This window comes from Paracidovorax avenae ATCC 19860, assembly GCF_000176855.2.
Classification (GTDB): domain Bacteria; phylum Pseudomonadota; class Gammaproteobacteria; order Burkholderiales; family Burkholderiaceae_C; genus Paracidovorax; species Paracidovorax avenae.
In genome coordinates this window covers 1,491,300-1,507,233 of record NC_015138.1, presented here as the reverse complement: position 1 = coordinate 1,507,233, position 15,934 = coordinate 1,491,300, and the positions used below count along the sequence as shown (strand labels likewise).

The window sequence follows — 15,934 nt, the reverse complement described above, 5'->3', positions numbered from 1 at the left end:
AGCCGCTCTTAGAAGGTTTCCCAGTCGTCGTCGCTCTGGCTGGCCTTGCGCGGCGGCGCAGGAGGCTGCGGCGCAGGAGGCTGCGGCGCGGGTGCCTGCGCCGCGGATGCCGCAGGTGCCGGGCGGCCACCGGACAGTGCGGGCGCCTTGCCGGCCGCCGGCCTGGCGACAGCCGGCGTGCGCGGCCGGGCAGGTGCCGCGACGGCAGGGCGCGGGGATGCCTGCGCTGCGGCCGGAGGGAAAACGGGCGCCGGCACCGCCCTGGCGGCAGGTGGCGGAACGGGCACGGAGGCGGAGGGAATCCCGGTCACGCTGCCGTCCCGCAGGCGGAATGCCGCCACCACCTCGGCCAGCATGGCCGCCTGCGTCTTGAGCGAGCCGGTGGCGGCCGCGGCCTCCTCGACCAGTGCGGCGTTCTGCTGCGTCACCTGGTCCATCTGCCCGATGGCCTGGCTCACCTGCTCGATACCCGTGCTCTGCTCCGCGCTCGCGGCGCTGATCTCGCCCATGATGTCGGCCACGCGCCGGATGCTGTCCACCACGGACTCCATGGTGCGTCCGGCCTGCGCGACCTGCTGGGAGCCCTCGTCCACCTTGGCCACGGAATCACCGATCAGCGCCTTGATGTCCTTGGCGGCTTCGGCGCTGCGCCCCGCGAGCGCGCGCACTTCGCCGGCCACGACCGCGAAACCGCGGCCCTGCTCGCCGGCCCGCGCGGCCTCCACGGCCGCATTCAGCGCGAGAATGTTCGTCTGGAAGGCAATGCCGTCGATCACGCCGATGATGTCGGCGATGCGGCGCGAGGAAGCATCGATGGCACCCATGGTCTGCACCACGCCGGCCACCACCTGCCCGCCCTCGCCCGCCACCTGCGAGGCATGGGCCGCGAGCTGGTTGGCCTGCCGGGCGCTGTCGGCGTTCTGCCGCACGGCGCTGGTGAGTTGTTCGATGGAGGCGGCCGTCTGCTGCAGGGCGCTCGCCTGCCGCTCGGTGCGCGCCGAAAGGTCCTGGTTGCCCGCATCGATTTCGCGCGCGGCAACGGCGATGCTGTCGGCCCCCTGGCGCACGCGGCCCGTGACCTGGGCGAGGTTGTCGTTCATCTGGCGCAGGGCATCCAGCATCTGCCCGGTCTCGTCGCGCCCGCCCGTGGTGATATGGCTGGTGAGGTCGTTGTCCGCCACGGCGCGCGCGACACGCACCGCCTCGCCGAGCGGGCGCGTGATGCCGCGCGTGATCCACCAGCCCAGGCCCGCGCCCAGGATCAGGGCCAGCACGGTGGCGATCGCCACGGCGATGCGGGTCTCCGCGTAGCCGGATTCCACCTTCCCCAGGGCCGCATCGATGTTCGCGCGCTGCAGGTCCAGGAGTTGCTGCACGCTCTTGAGGTACTGCACGGTCAGGGGCTGGAACTCCTGCGTGAACAGGCGCTGCGCCTCGTCCAGCCGCCCCTCGCGCTTGGCCTTGTAGAGGGCATCGCGGGACGCGAGATAGGCCACGCGCGTTTTCTGGATGTCGGCCATCAGAGCCTTTTCCTGGTCGGTCTGCGCCAGCGCATCGATGCGCTTGAGCATGTCACCCGACTGGCGCGAAGAGGCGGCCGCCTCTTCCGCGAACCTCTCGCTGAGTGCCGAATCCGCACTCAACGCCACGGCCTTGGTCCGCTGCACGCTCGTGTGGATGTTGCGTGCCCAGTCGCTGATCAGGCGCTCCTTGAAGAGGGCTTCCGATCCGACGCCCTTCACGGAGCGGACCATCTCCCCCATATTGGTCAGGCCCAGCATGTTCATGAGGAACATGACGAGCAGGATGAGCGCGAATCCCAGCGCGAGGCGGGTGGATATTTTCAGATCTTTCACGGTAAGGGTGCTCCTGGCGCGCATCAAGGCAACGCACGGCCCCGCAGCCGCCGCCTCCGGTGGCCGTGCGGGCAGATAGTGCATTGATACAAGCAGAAACACCACTCGCATTAACACCATATTCCTGCCGCGATGCGGCGGCGCAACAAAAAAGGGCCGCCATGCCCTGGCGGCCCTCCGGAAAAGCGGTGTTCGCGAGGCTTTACTCGACGCGCAGCACGGCGTTCGGCTTGAAGCCCAGGTCCGCCGCCTTGCCCTTGCGCCCGCGTGGGAAGCGCGCATTGTTCAGGCTGCGGATTTCCAGTGTCTCGTCGCGCTCCTTGCCGCCGCGGCCCACGCCCGCGATGCGCACGCTGCGCGTGTAGGCCGCCGCGCCTGCCAGCGTGTCCTTGGGCTCGAGGTCGATGAGCATCAGGCCGCGGCCGCCGTTGGCCATCTGCTTGAGCTCGGTGATCTCGAACGTCAGGATGCGCCCGCCCGCCGAGGCGCAGCACACATGGGTCGCGGGAACGAGCGCCTGGCTGCCGCTGGTGAACGCCGCGTGCGACGGCCGGCAGAGCTGCTCGCCCTCGCCCAGCGAGACGAAGGCCTTGCCGCCGCGGTTGCGCGCGGTCATGTGCTCCACGGCGGCGATGAAGCCGTAGCCGCCCGAACCCGCGAGCAGCAGCGCCGCGTTCGCGGGGCCCGCGAAATAGTGCACCGGCTGCGTGCCGGCCTCCAGCTCGATCAGCGTGGTGATGGGCTGGCCATCGCCGCGCGCGCCGGGCAATTGCGAGACGGCCACGGAATACACGCGGCCGTTGCTGCCGAAGGCGATGAGCGTATCGACGGTGCGGCACTCGAAGGTGCCATAGAGCGCGTCGCCGGACTTGAAGGCGAAGGTGCCGGCATCGTGGCCGTGGCCCTGGCGCGCACGCACCCAGCCCTTCTGCGAGACGACCACCGTCACGGGCTCGTCGACCACCTTCACCTCGGCCGTGGCGCGCTTGTCGGCCTGGATGAGCGTGCGGCGCGCGTCCGCGAACTGCTTCGCGTCCGCCTCGATTTCCTTGACCATCAGGCGGCGCAGCGATGCGGGGTTGGCGAGGATGTCCTCGAGCTTGCCCTGCTCTTCGCGCAGTTCCTTGAGTTCCTGCTCGATCTTGATCGCTTCCAGCCGCGCGAGCTGGCGCAGCCGGATTTCCAGGATGTCCTCGGCCTGCCGGTCCGACAGGCGGAAGCGCTCGATCAGCGCCGCCTTGGGCTCGTCGGCCGTGCGGATGATCGCGATCACCTCGTCGATGTTGAGCAGCACGGTCTGCCGCCCCTCGAGGATGTGGATGCGGTCCAGCACCTTGGCGAGGCGGTGCTGGCTGCGCCGGGTGATGGTCTGCTGGCGGAAGGCGATCCATTCCTCCAGCATGCGCCGCAGCGACTTCTGCACGGGCTTGCCGTCCAGGCCCACCATGGTCAGGTTGATGGGCGCGGAGGTTTCCAGGCTGGTGTGCGCCAGCAGCGTGGTGATCAGCTCCTGCTGCGGCACCTTGCCCGTCTTGGGCTCGAACACGATGCGTACGGGCGCGTCCTTGCTCGACTCGTCGCGTACCACGTCCAGCACGCCCAGCACCGTGGCCTTGAGCTGCGTCTGCTCCTGCGAAAGCGCCTTCTTGCCGGCCTTCACCTTGGGGTTGGTGAGTTCCTCGATTTCTTCCAGCACCTTCTGCGCGGACACGCCGGGCGGCAGCTCGGTCACCACCATCTGCCACTGGCCGCGCGCCAGGTCCTCGATCTTCCAGCGCGCGCGCACCTTGAGGCTGCCGCGCCCCGTGCGGTAGGCATCCTGGATGTCGCCGGGGCTGCTGATGATCTGGCCGCCGCCAGGATAGTCCGGGCCCGGCACCATCGCGGCGAGTTCCTCGTCGGCGAGCTTCGGGTTCTTCACCAGCGCCACGCAGGCGTCGGCGATCTCGCGCAGGTTGTGGCTCGGGATCTCGGTGGCCAGGCCCACGGCGATGCCGCTCGCGCCGTTGAGCAGCGCGAACGGCAGCCGCGCGGGCAGCTGGCGCGGCTCCTCGGTGGAGCCGTCGTAGTTGGGCACGAAACCCACCGTGCCCTGGTCGATCTCGTCGAGCAGCAGGCTGGCGATGCGCGTCAGCCGCGCCTCGGTGTAGCGCATGGCCGCGGCGCCGTCGCCATCGCGGCTGCCGAAGTTGCCCTGGCCGTCGATGAGCGGATAGCGCTGGCTGAAATCCTGCGCCAGCCGCACCAGCGCGTCGTAGGCCGACTGGTCGCCGTGCGGATGGAAGCGGCCCAGCACGTCGCCGACCACCCGGGCGCTCTTCACGGGCTTGGCCGGCACGTTGCGGGTGGGCCCGCCATAGGCCAGGCCCATGCGCTCCATCGCGAAGAGGATGCGGCGCTGCACCGGTTTCATGCCGTCGCACACGTCCGGCAGCGCGCGGCCCTTCACCACGGAGAGCGCGTACTCCAGGTAGGCTCGCTGCGCGTAGCTGGCCAGGCCCAGGTGATCGCCGGACTCGGGCTGGGAGAAGTCGAGGGTGGGTTGGTCGTTGTCGCTCATGCGTCGGGAAGGATGGAAAGAGGAACGCGGCAGGCGGTGCGCCGCGGTGTCGTTCGAAAGGTCAGGGCGCGTCCTGGGCCACGGGTGCTGCCAGTTCCATGCGCACCCGGCCTGCCGCGGCGCCGCGGCCGGTAGCCACGGGCACCGGGGCCGCCGCCGCGGGCTTGAGCAGGGCGTAGAGCCCCAGCACGCTCTTCACGTAGTTCTGTGTCTCGCGGTAGGCCGGAATGCGGCGGCCGGCGCGCTGCACGGCCCCCTCGCCCGCGTTGTAGGCTGCCAGGGCCAGGTCGAGCCGGCCCTCGAAAAGATCGATCAGGTGCCGCAGGTAGCGCGTGCCGGCCGCGATGTTCGTGCCCGGGTCGGTGAGCTTCTGTTCCACCGAACGCTTCGCCTCGCGCGCCACGCCGAAGCGTTCGGCCGTGGCCGGCATCACCTGCATGAGCCCCACCGCGCCGCGCGGCGACACCGCCTGCGGATCGAACCCCGATTCGGTCGCGATCACGGCCTGCAGCAGTTCGTAGTCCAGCCCGTGGCGGTTCGCCGAGGCGCGCAGGAAATGCTTCACGCGCTTGACCTCGGGCGCGATGTCGAAATAGGCCAGGCGCCGCGCACTCTCCGGCGTGGCCCCCGGCGCCACGCCGGGCGGGACGAGGCCCGTGCCCGTGGAGCGCCCGTCCTTCGTGGAATCGAACACGTCGCCGCGGAAGAACAGGCTGTAGCGCTCGTCGATGCGCTCGGCCGCGAAATGCGTCACGCCGCGCTCGTCCACGTAGGCCCAGAGGTCCGCATGGGCGGATTGCACCGGCAGCCAGAGCGCCAGGGCCAGCGCGGCCGCGCGCGCGCCGGCAGCCGCCTGCCGCCGCAGCCATGCCGCCACGGCATCACCACCGGAGCGTTGCGCCGCCATGGCTCAGATGTCCACTTCCACGGCGTCGCCGTGCAGTTCCATCAGCTCGCGCCGCGCGGCCGCCTCGCCCTTGCCCATGAGCTTGGTGATGAGGCCTTCGGTCTCGGCGAAGCCCAGGTCGCCCAGTTGCACGGGCAGCAGGCGGCGGGTGTCGGGGTTGAGCGTGGTCTCCCAGAGCTGCTCGGCGTTCATCTCGCCCAGCCCCTTGAAGCGGCTGATCTGGCACTTCTCGCGTGCCACGCCGTCCTTGGCGCACTTGTCGAGGATCGCCTCCAGCTCGCCGTCGTCCAGTGCATAGACCTTGGAGGCCGGCTTCTTGCCGCGCGCCGGCACGTCCACCCGGTAGAGCGGCGGGCGCGCCACGTAGATGTGGCCGGTCTCGATCAGCTTGGGGAAGTGGCGGAAGAACAGCGTGAGCAGCAGCACCTGGATGTGGGATCCATCGACATCGGCATCCGACAGGATGCAGACCTTGCCGTAGCGCAGGCCGGAGAGGTCCGGCGTGTCGTTCGGGCCGTGCGGATCCACCCCCAGCGCCACGGAGATGTCGTGGATCTCGGTGTTGGCGAACAGCCGGTCGCGGTCCACCTCCCAGGTGTTGAGCACCTTGCCGCGCAGCGGCAGCACGGCCTGGCACTCCTTGTCGCGGCCCATCTTGGCACTGCCGCCGGCGGAGTCTCCCTCCACCAGGAACACCTCGTTGTGCGACAGGTCGCGGCTCTCGCAGTCGGTGAGCTTGCCGGGCAGCACGGCCACGCCGGAGCCCTTCTTCTTCTCGACCTTCTGGCCGGCCTTCTGGCGCGTCTGCGCGGCCTTGATGGCCAGCTCGGCGAGCTTCTTGCCATAGTCCACGTGCTGGTGCAGCCACAGCTCGAGCGCGGGCCGCACGTAGCTCGACACCAGCCGGACGGCATCGCGCGAATTGAGTTTTTCCTTCACCTGGCCCTGGAACTGCGGATCCAGCACCTTGGCCGAGAGCACGTACGAGGCGCGCGCGAACACATCCTCGGGCAGCAGCTTCACGCCCTTGGGCAGCAGCGAGTGCAGCTCGATGAAGCTCTTCACCGCCTGGAACAGCCCGTCGCGCAGGCCCGCGTCGTGCGTGCCGCCCGCGCTGGTGGGAATCAGGTTGACGTAGCTCTCGCGCACGGGCGCGCCCTCGTCGGTGAAGCCCACGCACCATGCGGCGCCCTCACCTTCGGCGAAGCTCTCGTTGTGCCGGTCGGCATAGCCCTCGCCCTCGAAGAGCGGGATCACCGGGTCGGCCGACAGGCTCTGGCCCAGGTAGTCGCGCAGGCCGCCCTTGTATTGCCAGGTCTGCGTCTCCTTCGTCTTCTCGTTGACCAGCGACACGGTCACGCCCGGCATCAGCACGGCCTTGCTGCGCAGCAGGTGGACCAGCTCGTTCATCGGCAGCGCGGTCGATTCGAAATACTTGCCGTCCGGCCAGACGCGCACCGTCGTGCCCTGGCGGCGTTCGCCCGCGGCCAGGGGCCGTGCCGTCAGCGGCTCGGTGACGTCGCCGCCCTCGAACACGAGGCGTGCGATCTGCCCGTCGCGGTGCGTCGTGGCCTCCAGCCGCAGCGCCAGGGCATTGGTGACCGAGACGCCCACGCCGTGCAGGCCGCCCGAGAAGCTGTAGGCACCGCCCTTGCCCTTGTCGAACTTGCCGCCCGCATGCAGGCGCGTGAAGACCAGTTCGATCACCGGGGCCTTTTCCTCGGGGTGCAGGCCGAACGGGATGCCGCGCCCGTCGTCCTCGATGCCGACGGAGCCGTCGGCGAACAGGGTGACCTTGATGCGCTTGCCGTGCCCGGCCAGGGCCTCGTCGGCCGCGTTGTCGAGCACTTCCTGGATGATGTGCAGCGGGTTGTCCGTGCGCGTGTACATGCCCGGCCGCTGCTTCACGGGCTCCAGGCCCTTGAGCACGCGGATCGAACCTTCGGAATAGTCGCTGGGCGAAACGGAGGAGGGTTTGGCTGCCATGGGCGCGGATTGTAGTGCGGGCTGCCCGGCGGCACTGGATGGAAAGACAGCCACCCGCCTGCCGCACGGGTTAACCCGCATCCTTCGGCAAGCGCCGGCAGACGCTTTTGGCTACATTCGGGCGGATGTCCCCCGAAACCCCGAAGCTCTCCATGGTGCAGGTCCTGGCCTGCGGCGCGGCCGTCGTCACGCTCTCCATGGGCATCCGCCACGGCTTCGGCCTGTGGCTGCAGCCCATCACGCAGGACATGGGCTGGACCCGCCAGACATTCGCGCTCGCGCTCGCCGTGCAGAACCTCGCCTGGGGCCTGTTCGGCATCTTCGCGGGCATGGCGGCCGACCGCTTCGGGGCCTTCCGCGTGCTGATCGCGGGGGCGGTGCTCTACGCCCTCGGGCTGGCCGGCATGGCGCTGTCGCCCACGCCCCTGCTGTTCGCCCTCACGGCCGGCGTGCTGATCGGCGCGGCCCAGGCGGGCACCACCTACGCCGTGATCTACGGCGTGCTGGGCCGCCAGATCGCGCCCGAGAAGCGATCCTGGGCCATGGGCGTGGCCGCGGCCGCCGGCTCGTTCGGCCAGTTCCTGATGGTGCCCGTGGAGGGCCAGCTGATCGCCCGCCTGGGCTGGCAGGAATCGCTGCTCGCCCTCTCGGCCATGGTGCTGCTCATCGTGCCGCTGGCCTTCGGACTGCGCGAGCCGGGCTTCGGCCGCCGCGCCGCAGGCGCTCCCGCCGCGCCGCGCAGCCAGACCGTGGGCGAGGCCCTGTCCGAAGCGCTGCGCTACCCCAGCTTCCTGCTGCTCACGGCCGGGTACTTCGTCTGCGGCTTCCAGGTGGTGTTCATCGGCGTGCACATGCCCAGCTACCTCAAGGACCACGGCCTCTCACCCCAGGTGGCGAGCTACGCGCTGGCCCTGATCGGCCTCTTCAACGTCTTCGGCACCTACATCGCCGGCACCCTGGGCCAGCGCATGGCGCGCCGGCACATCCTGGCCTTCATCTATTTCGCCCGCGCGGTGGCGATCACCGTGTTCCTGCTCGCGCCGCTCACCCCCGTCTCGGTCTATATGTTCTCGGCGGTGATCGGGTTCCTGTGGCTGTCCACCGTGCCGCCCACCAACGCCACGGTGGCGCAGATCTTCGGCGTGCAGCACCTCTCGATGCTGGGAGGGTTCGTGTTCTTCAGCCACCAGATCGGCAGCTTCCTGGGTGTCTGGCTGGGGGGCTACCTCTACGACCGCACGGGCAGCTACGACGTGGTCTGGTACCTCGCCATCGCCTTGGGGCTAGCGGCGGGCCTCATCAACCTGCCGGTGCGCGAATCGCCGATCGCGCGCGCGCCGGCCCGGCCAGGCGCCACCGCCTGAGGCGCGGCATGCGCATGGCGTCCACCCCTTTGTCCACCCCCAACTCCCGGCGCCCCGGCTGGAAGCGGTGGCTGCCCTGGACCATCGCGGCCGCCGTGGCGCTGTCCGCCGCCTTCGCTCTCTATGCAGAGCCCGGTTTCGTGGTAATGATGGCGGACCAGGTCTGGTCCTGTTTCTGAACTCCTGCCGCGGCGCGTCCGCCCGCGGCCCCTCCCACGCCCCTCCCTCGCCACCCCCGCGATGCACAGACCAGGCCCGCCACCCCATGCCGCGCTGCACGGCCAGGACGCGCCGTCCGGGTGGATCACGCGCTGGGCCCACCTGGTGCCGCTGCACGGCCACGTGCTGGACGTGGCCTGCGGCAGCGGCCGGCACCTGCGCTGGTTCCATGCGCGCGGCCATGCCGTGACCGGCGTGGACCGGTCCGCCGAGGCGATCGCACCCCTGGCGCAGCTGGGAGAACTCGTCCATGCGGACATCGAACAGGGCCCCTGGCCCTTCACCGGGCGCCGCTTCGATGGCGTGGTGGTGACCCACTACCTCTGGCGCCCCCTGCTGCCCGCCCTCGCGGCCAGCGTCGCGCCCGGCGGCGTCCTGCTGTACGAAACCTTCGCGCGCGGCAACGGGACCGTGGGACGGCCGTCGCGCCCGGAATTTCTGCTCGAGCCCGGGGAACTGCTGGCGGCCTTCCCCGGTCTGAGGGTGATCGCCTACGAGGACGGCTTCCTGCCGTCTCCGGAGCGGTTCGTGCAGCGCCTCGCGGCCGTCCGGGAGGCACCCGGCGACGGACCACCCCGCCACCCCCTCGTGCCTCCCGCCTCCGGTTAACCCCCCGGCCGGGCCGGTTACACACTCGTTAGAATGCTCTTTTACCGTTTTCCTTCGTGGACATGACCTCTTCCAGCGCCACCCTCACCGGCAGCATCGTCGCCCTCGTCACCCCCATGCACGAGGACGGCAGCGTGGACTACCCCACCCTGCGCAAGCTGATCGACTGGCATGTCGCAGAAGGCACCGACTGCATCGGCGTGGTGGGCACCACCGGCGAATCGCCCACCGTGAATGTCGAGGAGCACTGCGAGATCATCCGCGTGGCCGTCGAACAGGCCGCAAAGCGCGTGCCCATCATGGCCGGCTGCGGCGCCAACTCCACGGCCGAGGCCATCGAGCTCGCCCGCTTCGCCAAGAAGGTGGGCGCCGACACGCAGCTGCAGGTCGTGCCCTACTACAACAAGCCCACGCAGGAAGGCCAGTACCTGCACTTCAAGGCGATCGCCGAGGCCGTGGGCGACCTGCCCACCATCCTCTACAACGTGCCCGGCCGCTCCGTCGCCGATATGCAGCACGACACGGTGCTGCGCCTGGCCCAGGTGCCTGGCATCATCGGCATCAAGGAAGCCACCGGCAACATCGAGCGCGCGCAGTGGCTCATCCGCGAGGTGCCCGAAGGCTTCGCCGTCTATTCGGGCGACGACCCCACCGCCGTGGCCCTCATGCTCTGCGGCGGCCAGGGCAACATCAGCGTCACCGCCAACGTGGCGCCCCGCCTGATGCACGAACTCTGCGTGGCCGCCCTGGCCGGCGACGTGCGCCGGGCCATGGAGATCCAGTTCCGGCTGCTGCCGGTCCACAAGCAGCTCTTCGTCGAGGCCAACCCCATCCCCGTGAAGTGGGCCATGCAGCGCATGGGCCTGTGCGGCGGCGCGATGCGCCTGCCCATGACACCCCTTTCCCAAGGCAGCGAATCCGTGGTGGAAGCCGCGCTGCGCTCCGCCGGCCTGCTCTGAGACTCCCCTCAAAGGATTTTTGCGTGAACGCTATCAACCGCCTGGGCCTCCTGGGCCTTGCCATGGCCTTGTCCGCCTGCTCCACGTCCATCCTGGACAACGACAAGATCGACTACAAGAGCGCCACCAAGGGCTCGACGCTCGAAGTGCCGCCCGACCTGACGCAGCTGTCGCGCGATTCGCGCTACACGGTGGCGGGCGGCGTGGTGTCGGCCGCGGCCTTCGAGGCCGGCCAGGCGCAGAGGCAGCCCGGCACGGTCAATGCCGCCGCCAAGTCGCTCGGCGACGTGCGCATCGAGCGCGACGGCAACCAGCGCTGGCTGGTGGTGAAGCGCCCCGCCGATGCACTCTGGGAGCCGGTGCGCGACTTCTGGAACGAAAACGGCTTCGTGCTCACGATCGACCAGCCCAACCTCGGCATCATGGAAACCGACTGGGCCGAGAACCGCGCCAAGCTGCCGCAGGACATCATCCGCTCCACCATCGGCAAGATCTTCGACTCCGTCTATTCCACCGGCGAGCGTGACAAGTTCCGCACCCGCCTGGAGCGCGGCGCCGACGGCTCCACCGAGATCTACATCAGCCACCGCGGCATGGTCGAGGTGTACACCACCTCCCAGAAGGACAGCACCATCTGGCAGCCCCGCCCGGTCGATCCGGAACTGGAAACCGAATTCCTGCGCCGCCTGATGGTCAAGCTCGGCGTGAGCCAGGAAGAGTCCCGCGCCGTGGCGGCCGCCCCGATCCAGCCGCCGCCGACCGCGCGCATCGGCCGCGTTGGCAACGCGCCCGTGGTGGAACTCGACGAGAGCTTCGACCGTGCATGGCGCCGCGTCGGGCTGGCGCTCGACCGCACGGGCTTCACCGTCGAGGAGCGCGACCGCGCCCAGGGCGTGTATTCCGTGCGCTACGTCGAGCCCACCGAGAAGAAGGACCCCGGCTTCTTCGCCAAGCTGCTGGGCCGCTCGGCCGATGCCGCGCCGCCCGTCAAGTACCGCATCCAGGTGCGCACCGAGGGCGGCAAGAGCACGGTCGCCGTGCTCAATGCCGCAGGCGCACCCGAGAGCTCGGCCAACGCGGACCGCATCGTCCGCGTGCTCGCCGACGACCTGAAGTGACCGGCGCTGCCGCCCGCTGAGGAGCCACGGACCGCGTGCTGCGCTTCAAGAACCTGGGCAGCGGCAGCTCGGGCAACGCCACCATCGTCGAAGGGCGCTGCGGCACGCAGGTGCGGCGCCTGCTCGTCGACTGCGGACTGGGCCCGCGCCAGCTGGCCGGCCGCCTCGGCGAGGCCGGCCTCGCGATCGACGACATCGACGCGATCTTCATCACCCACGAGCATTCCGACCACGTGGGCGGCCTGCAGAAGATCGCCCTGCGCCACCGCATCCCGGCCTGGATGAGCCATGGCACCCACGAGGCCATCGGCGCGCCGGACCTGGACGGACTGCTGCACCTCACGGCGGACGGCGAATCCATCGACCTGGGCGCCTTCGAGGCCCGCCCCTTCACCGTGCCGCACGACGCGCGCGAGCCGCTGCACCTGCGCTGCAGCGACGGAGCCACCCACATCGGGCTGCTCACGGACCTGGGACACGCCACCGAGCACGTGCTCGCCCACCTGCGCGGCTGCCATGCGCTGCTGCTGGAGAGCAACCACGACCGCGAGATGCTGTCCGTCTCCAGCTATCCCGCCTTCCTGAAGCGGCGCATCGGCGGCGCCTATGGGCACCTGGGCAACCACGTGGCGGCGGAGATCCTGCGCGCGGTGCGGCACGAGGGCCTGCGCAGCGTGGCCGCGGCCCACCTCAGCGCCCAGAACAACCGCCCGGACCTCGCCCGTGCCGCGCTCGCCGGGGCCATCGGCTGGGAGCCGGCCCAGATCGAGGTGGCGGACCAGCGCAGCGGCACCGGCTGGATCGGCGGCTGAACGCCACACCTCCCTGGACGGCTGCCGGCCCGGCCTGCCCCGCGCCATTCGATGGGCGAGGGCACGCGAAAAAGCCCCGACCTTGCGGTACGGGGCTTTCGTGCCAGGCCTTTCGCCGCAGGCTGGTGGCCCGGCGGCGGAAGGCGGTGCGGCAGCTTACTTGGCGGCGGAAGCGCCACCTGCAGCGGCTGCGGCAGCAGCGTCTGCAGCGGCTTTGGCGGCGTCGCTGGCGGGAGCGGAGGCTTCGGCAGCAGCGGCTGCGGCAGGAGCCGAAGCGTCGGAAGCCGGTGCTTCGGCCGGTGCGGGCACGGGAGCGGGAGCCGGGGCCGGAGCTTCGACGGGAGCCGGGGCCGGAGCCGGGGCTTCTTCCTTCTTGCCGCAGGCGGCGAGAGCGACGGACGCGACCAGGGCAGCCAGAACGAGAGAGTTCTTCATTTCGTTTTTCCTATGGGACAGACGGATCTTGGAATTTGCCGCCACGCCGCCCTCTTTCAGCGATGCGCTTTGGCCGGGCGCGATGCACCCCGTGGCGCTTGAAGTGCGCTATGCACTCCCAGACAGCAACCGCAAATTATAGGGAGATTGCGTCAATCCCTACCAACACCTAGAGCGCGGACTGAGCGATGTCACAGTCCGATCGTCGTGGCGGGAAAGGCAGGCGTGCTGCGCCGCAGCCATTCATCGAGCACCTGCCGTACCTGCACGCGACGCTCGGGCTCGCCGCCGGCCACGCCGGTGCAGCGCTCGGGGTCCAGCCGCTGCAGCACCCAGCGGCCGGACCACAGCACGCCGGGCAGTTCCTGGCGTTCCTTCACGGGCGCCTTGCGGCATTCCACGATGTGGTCCCAGGTGGCACGCCAGCGCACGAAGCGCGCATGGCGCCGGACCACCTCGTCGTAGTGGGCGGCCAGCAGCGTCATCCGGCGCCCCCGCGCCGCCCAGGCGTGCAGCGACGCCTCCACGTCGCGGTCCCCCAGCGGCCAGTCATGGAAGTCGAAATCGCACAGCACCAGTTCCTGCCAGCCCTCGCGGGCTGCGCACGCCAGGGCGGCGCGCACCCCGCCGCCGAAGTCGCTTCGCCCCTCGAAGCGGCCGGACGGCAGCGGTGCCTCGCCGCTCAGTGCCTGGGAGAAATCCATGGACGACCTCCTTGTTCGCAACGTGCGAGAGTCCGCGCGACGGGCGCCGCGGGCGGCGAGCCGCCTGCCCGGACTATCCCGCGCGCCTGGCGTGCACCCAGCCGGCATCGCACCACGATGCCAGCACTTCCAGCGCATCCTCGCTGGCCCGGGCCAGATCGCGTGCGGCGAGTTCGCGCTGGTCGGCCAGGCGCCGCATGAGCGTGGCGTCCCGGCCGCCGGCCAGATAGCTCTCGCCGTTGATGAAGACATGGCGCGCGTCGTACATCATGCGCGTGCGGCGGTCCAGGCGCACGCCCTGCGCCACGTCCGCCTCCGGATCCCCGGGCTCGAACCAGACATTGGGCTTCGGTTCGGTCAGGCTCTCGCCCAGCGCGCGCTCCACGGCCAGCGGCTCGGCCAGGGCCCGCGCCAGGGCATCGCGCGCGAAGTCCAGCAGCGCGGCGGGAATCTCCCCGGGGCGGTCCGCAGCGTCCTGTGCGGGATCGCGGTACAGGTGCGGGGGCAGGGCGCCCTCTTCGTCCGGGCCGTCCGACAGGCGGGTGAGCAGGTCCTGCGCCAGGCCCGTGCGCGACGGCGAACGGAAGCCGATGGAATAGGTCATGCACTCGCCCTCGGCGATGCCGTCGTGCGCCCACCGCGGCGGCAGGTAGAGCATGTCGCCGGGCTCGAGCACGAACTCCTGCTCGGGCTCGAAGTTCTCCAGGATCTTGAGCGGAATGCCGGCCTTGAGCGCCAGGTCCTTCTGCCGCCCGATGCGCCAGCGCCGCCGGCCATGGGCCTGCAGCAGGAACACGTCGTAGCTGTCGAAGTGCGGGCCCACGCCGCCGCCGTCCGTGGCGTAGCTGATCATCAGGTCGTCGAGCCGGGCCTGCGGCACGAAGCGGAACTGCTGCAACAGCGCATGCACGGCGTCGTCGTGCAGGTCCACGCCCTGCACCAGCAAGGTCCAGTCCGGCGTGGCCAGGGGCGGCAGCGCGCGGCGCGCGAAGGGGCCGTGGCGCAGGCTCCAGGCGCCCTTTTTCTGCTGCACGAGGCGCGATTCGACGGTCTCCTGCGCCGCCAGCGCGAACAATTCCTGGCGTCCCACGGGCGGCACGAACGAGGCGACGGCCTGGCGCACCAGCAGCGGCTTCTTCTGCCAATGGCGGCGCATGAATTGCGCGGGGGTGATTCCGCCCAGCAGGGCGAGGGGGGTATGGGTATCCATGGGGGAAAGCGAAAGGCGCACGCGCCGGTGGCGCGGCCGGTGGACGAACTGCGACAATTCTCCTATGGAAATCAACCAACAATGCGTGGTCGCCTTGACCTGGATCTTGAAAGACACATTGGGCGAGGAGCTGGACGTGCTCGACGACCCGGTGGAATTCCTCGTCGGCGGCGACGACCTGTTCGCCCGCATCGAAGAGGGGCTGCAGGGCCACACCGCGGGCGACACCGTCGCGCTGCACCTGGAGCCCGAGGAGGCCTTCGGCGACTACCAGGACAAGCTGCTGTTCCTCGAACCGCGCAGCCGCTTCCCGGCCGACATCGAGGAAGGCATGACCATCGAGGGCAGCGCCCTGCCCGAGGGCTCCAACCCGGACGCCCCGCGCGACGTGCTCTACACCGTGGCCCAGATCTACCCCGAACACGTGGTGCTGGACGGCAACCATCCGCTCGCCGGCATCGCGTTGCGCCTGCACCTCACCGTGCAGGGCGTCCGGGAAGCCACGGAGGAGGAAATCGGACGCGGCACCGCCGGCACCGGATTCTTCCGCATCCAGCCGCCCGACACGGGCGAGCATCCTCTGCTGCACTGAACCTGGGGCACGCGCCCATGAAAAAAAGGACCCGAGGGTCCTTTTTTGCATTGAAGCCGGTGCCGGCAGGTCACATGCGGGAGATCTGGCCGCCGTTCAGGCGCACGCGGTCGCCGGGGCGCAGGTCGCCGGGTGAGCCCACGTCATAGGCGCGCTGGCCGCCCTGGTCGAGCTGCACCGTGATGCGGTAGCCCTCGGCGCGCCCGTCGTTGTTGCCATTGCGGTTCTCGATCTGGTTGCCCACCACGCCGCCGCCGACGGCGCCCAGCACGGTGGCCGCCGCACGGCCGGTGCCCTTGCCCACCTGGTTGCCCAGCACGCCGCCGATCACTGCGCCGGCCACGGTACCGACACCCACGCCGCTGCTGCCGCTGCGGCCCTGCAGCATTTCGATGTTGGTCACCGTGCCGTACTCCATGCCGGCCGGCGCGGAAGACGGGTAGCTCGAATACGTGGGCTGGCCGGGATACTGCGAACCATAGCGCGGCTGCTCGGCGCAGGCGCCCAGTGCGCCGGCGAGGGCCACGGTGGCGATCGCAGCGGTGGTGCGGGAAAACTTCAGCATGTTCGACTCCTTCTTGCGGAAATGGACAAGGCCCTGGG

15 protein-coding genes are annotated in these 15,934 nt (G+C 70.1%); 7 read left to right on the top strand and 8 right to left on the bottom strand.

Annotation, left to right across the window (positions count from 1 at the left end; genetic code table 11):
• Positions 1–8 precede the first annotated feature (8 nt).
• The 4 genes from ACAV_RS06660 to ACAV_RS06645 form a co-directional block, all read right to left on the bottom strand.
• Positions 9–1,856, bottom strand: coding sequence for a methyl-accepting chemotaxis protein (locus ACAV_RS06660; protein ID WP_013593809.1), 1,848 nt, complete (start codon positions 1,854–1,856; stop codon positions 9–11).
• Between the two features lie 202 nt (positions 1,857–2,058).
• Complete coding sequence (gene parC, locus ACAV_RS06655; protein WP_013593808.1) at positions 2,059–4,416, bottom strand: DNA topoisomerase IV subunit A; 2,358 nt, start codon at positions 4,414–4,416, stop codon at positions 2,059–2,061.
• Positions 4,417–4,477: 61 nt separating this feature from the next.
• Positions 4,478–5,323, bottom strand: coding sequence for a lytic transglycosylase domain-containing protein (locus ACAV_RS06650; protein ID WP_013593807.1), 846 nt, complete (start codon positions 5,321–5,323; stop codon positions 4,478–4,480).
• Positions 5,324–5,326: 3 nt separating this feature from the next.
• On the bottom strand, positions 5,327–7,309 hold the full coding sequence (locus ACAV_RS06645; RefSeq protein WP_013593806.1) for a DNA topoisomerase IV subunit B: 1,983 nt from the start codon (positions 7,307–7,309) through the stop codon (positions 5,327–5,329).
• A 125-nt stretch (positions 7,310–7,434) separates the two neighbouring features.
• On the opposite strand from ACAV_RS06645, the gene ACAV_RS06640 reads away from it, so the two are divergent.
• From ACAV_RS06640 to ACAV_RS06620, 6 genes are all read left to right on the top strand, one after another.
• A complete protein-coding gene (locus ACAV_RS06640) occupies positions 7,435–8,673 on the top strand; it encodes an MFS transporter (RefSeq protein ID WP_013593805.1) in 1,239 nt (412 codons plus the stop codon).
• A gap of 14 nt (positions 8,674–8,687) precedes the next feature.
• Positions 8,688–8,852: a hypothetical protein gene (locus tag ACAV_RS24895; RefSeq protein WP_167539385.1), complete on the top strand. Its 165-nt coding sequence runs from the start codon at positions 8,688–8,690 to the stop codon at positions 8,850–8,852.
• Positions 8,853–8,913: 61 nt separating this feature from the next.
• Entirely contained in the window at positions 8,914–9,501 is a 588-nt protein-coding gene (locus ACAV_RS06635; protein ID WP_013593803.1) for a class I SAM-dependent methyltransferase, read from the top strand.
• Between the two features lie 62 nt (positions 9,502–9,563).
• The gene (gene dapA / locus ACAV_RS06630) at positions 9,564–10,460 is read left to right on the top strand and encodes a 4-hydroxy-tetrahydrodipicolinate synthase (protein WP_013593802.1); all 897 of its coding nucleotides are present in this window, start codon (positions 9,564–9,566) and stop codon (positions 10,458–10,460) included.
• Between the two features lie 23 nt (positions 10,461–10,483).
• Positions 10,484–11,578 carry an NlpB/DapX family lipoprotein gene (bamC, locus tag ACAV_RS06625; protein WP_013593801.1) on the top strand — a complete coding sequence of 365 codons (1,095 nt, stop codon included), beginning with the start codon at positions 10,484–10,486 and terminating at the stop codon, positions 11,576–11,578.
• A 35-nt stretch (positions 11,579–11,613) separates the two neighbouring features.
• Positions 11,614–12,390 (top strand): MBL fold metallo-hydrolase, encoded by a 777-nt coding sequence (locus tag ACAV_RS06620; protein WP_013593800.1) that lies wholly within the window; start codon positions 11,614–11,616, stop codon positions 12,388–12,390.
• Positions 12,391–12,546: 156 nt separating this feature from the next.
• Here ACAV_RS06620 and ACAV_RS24020 read toward each other — a convergent pair whose 3' ends face one another.
• From ACAV_RS24020 to ACAV_RS06610, 3 genes are all read right to left on the bottom strand, one after another.
• Complete coding sequence (locus ACAV_RS24020) at positions 12,547–12,825, bottom strand: hypothetical protein (protein ID WP_041827273.1); 279 nt, start codon at positions 12,823–12,825, stop codon at positions 12,547–12,549.
• A gap of 191 nt (positions 12,826–13,016) precedes the next feature.
• A complete protein-coding gene (locus ACAV_RS06615) occupies positions 13,017–13,529 on the bottom strand; it encodes a hypothetical protein (protein WP_013593799.1) in 513 nt (170 codons plus the stop codon).
• A 73-nt stretch (positions 13,530–13,602) separates the two neighbouring features.
• Positions 13,603–14,739, bottom strand: coding sequence for a cupin domain-containing protein (locus ACAV_RS06610; protein ID WP_013593798.1), 1,137 nt, complete (start codon positions 14,737–14,739; stop codon positions 13,603–13,605).
• A gap of 64 nt (positions 14,740–14,803) precedes the next feature.
• Here ACAV_RS06610 and ACAV_RS06605 point away from each other — a divergent pair, with 64 nt between their 5' ends.
• On the top strand, positions 14,804–15,331 hold the full coding sequence (locus ACAV_RS06605; protein WP_013593797.1) for an FKBP-type peptidyl-prolyl cis-trans isomerase: 528 nt from the start codon (positions 14,804–14,806) through the stop codon (positions 15,329–15,331).
• A 70-nt stretch (positions 15,332–15,401) separates the two neighbouring features.
• On the opposite strand, the gene ACAV_RS06600 is transcribed toward ACAV_RS06605, so the two are convergent.
• A complete protein-coding gene (locus tag ACAV_RS06600) occupies positions 15,402–15,896 on the bottom strand; it encodes an outer membrane lipoprotein (protein ID WP_013593796.1) in 495 nt (164 codons plus the stop codon).
• Positions 15,897–15,934: the final 38 nt, after the last annotated feature.

Excerpts from the sequence above, each read along its gene's own strand:
- ACAV_RS06640 (WP_013593805.1), top strand. The coding sequence starts at position 7,435 with ATGTCCCCCGAAACCCCGAAGCTCTCCATGGTGCAGGTCCTGGCCTGC.
- ACAV_RS06610 (WP_013593798.1), bottom strand. The coding sequence starts at position 14,739 with ATGGATACCCATACCCCCCTCGCCCTGCTGGGCGGAATCACCCCCGCG.
- ACAV_RS06645 (WP_013593806.1), bottom strand. The coding sequence starts at position 7,309 with ATGGCAGCCAAACCCTCCTCCGTTTCGCCCAGCGACTATTCCGAAGGT.
- parC (WP_013593808.1), bottom strand. The coding sequence starts at position 4,416 with ATGAGCGACAACGACCAACCCACCCTCGACTTCTCCCAGCCCGAGTCC.
- ACAV_RS06650 (WP_013593807.1), bottom strand. The coding sequence starts at position 5,323 with ATGGCGGCGCAACGCTCCGGTGGTGATGCCGTGGCGGCATGGCTGCGG.
- ACAV_RS06615 (WP_013593799.1), bottom strand. The coding sequence starts at position 13,529 with ATGGATTTCTCCCAGGCACTGAGCGGCGAGGCACCGCTGCCGTCCGGC.
- ACAV_RS06635 (WP_013593803.1), top strand. The coding sequence starts at position 8,914 with ATGCACAGACCAGGCCCGCCACCCCATGCCGCGCTGCACGGCCAGGAC.
- ACAV_RS06605 (WP_013593797.1), top strand. The coding sequence starts at position 14,804 with ATGGAAATCAACCAACAATGCGTGGTCGCCTTGACCTGGATCTTGAAA.
- ACAV_RS24895 (WP_167539385.1), top strand. The coding sequence starts at position 8,688 with ATGGCGTCCACCCCTTTGTCCACCCCCAACTCCCGGCGCCCCGGCTGG.
- ACAV_RS06600 (WP_013593796.1), bottom strand. The coding sequence starts at position 15,896 with ATGCTGAAGTTTTCCCGCACCACCGCTGCGATCGCCACCGTGGCCCTC.
- dapA (WP_013593802.1), top strand. The coding sequence starts at position 9,564 with ATGACCTCTTCCAGCGCCACCCTCACCGGCAGCATCGTCGCCCTCGTC.
- ACAV_RS24020 (WP_041827273.1), bottom strand. The coding sequence starts at position 12,825 with ATGAAGAACTCTCTCGTTCTGGCTGCCCTGGTCGCGTCCGTCGCTCTC.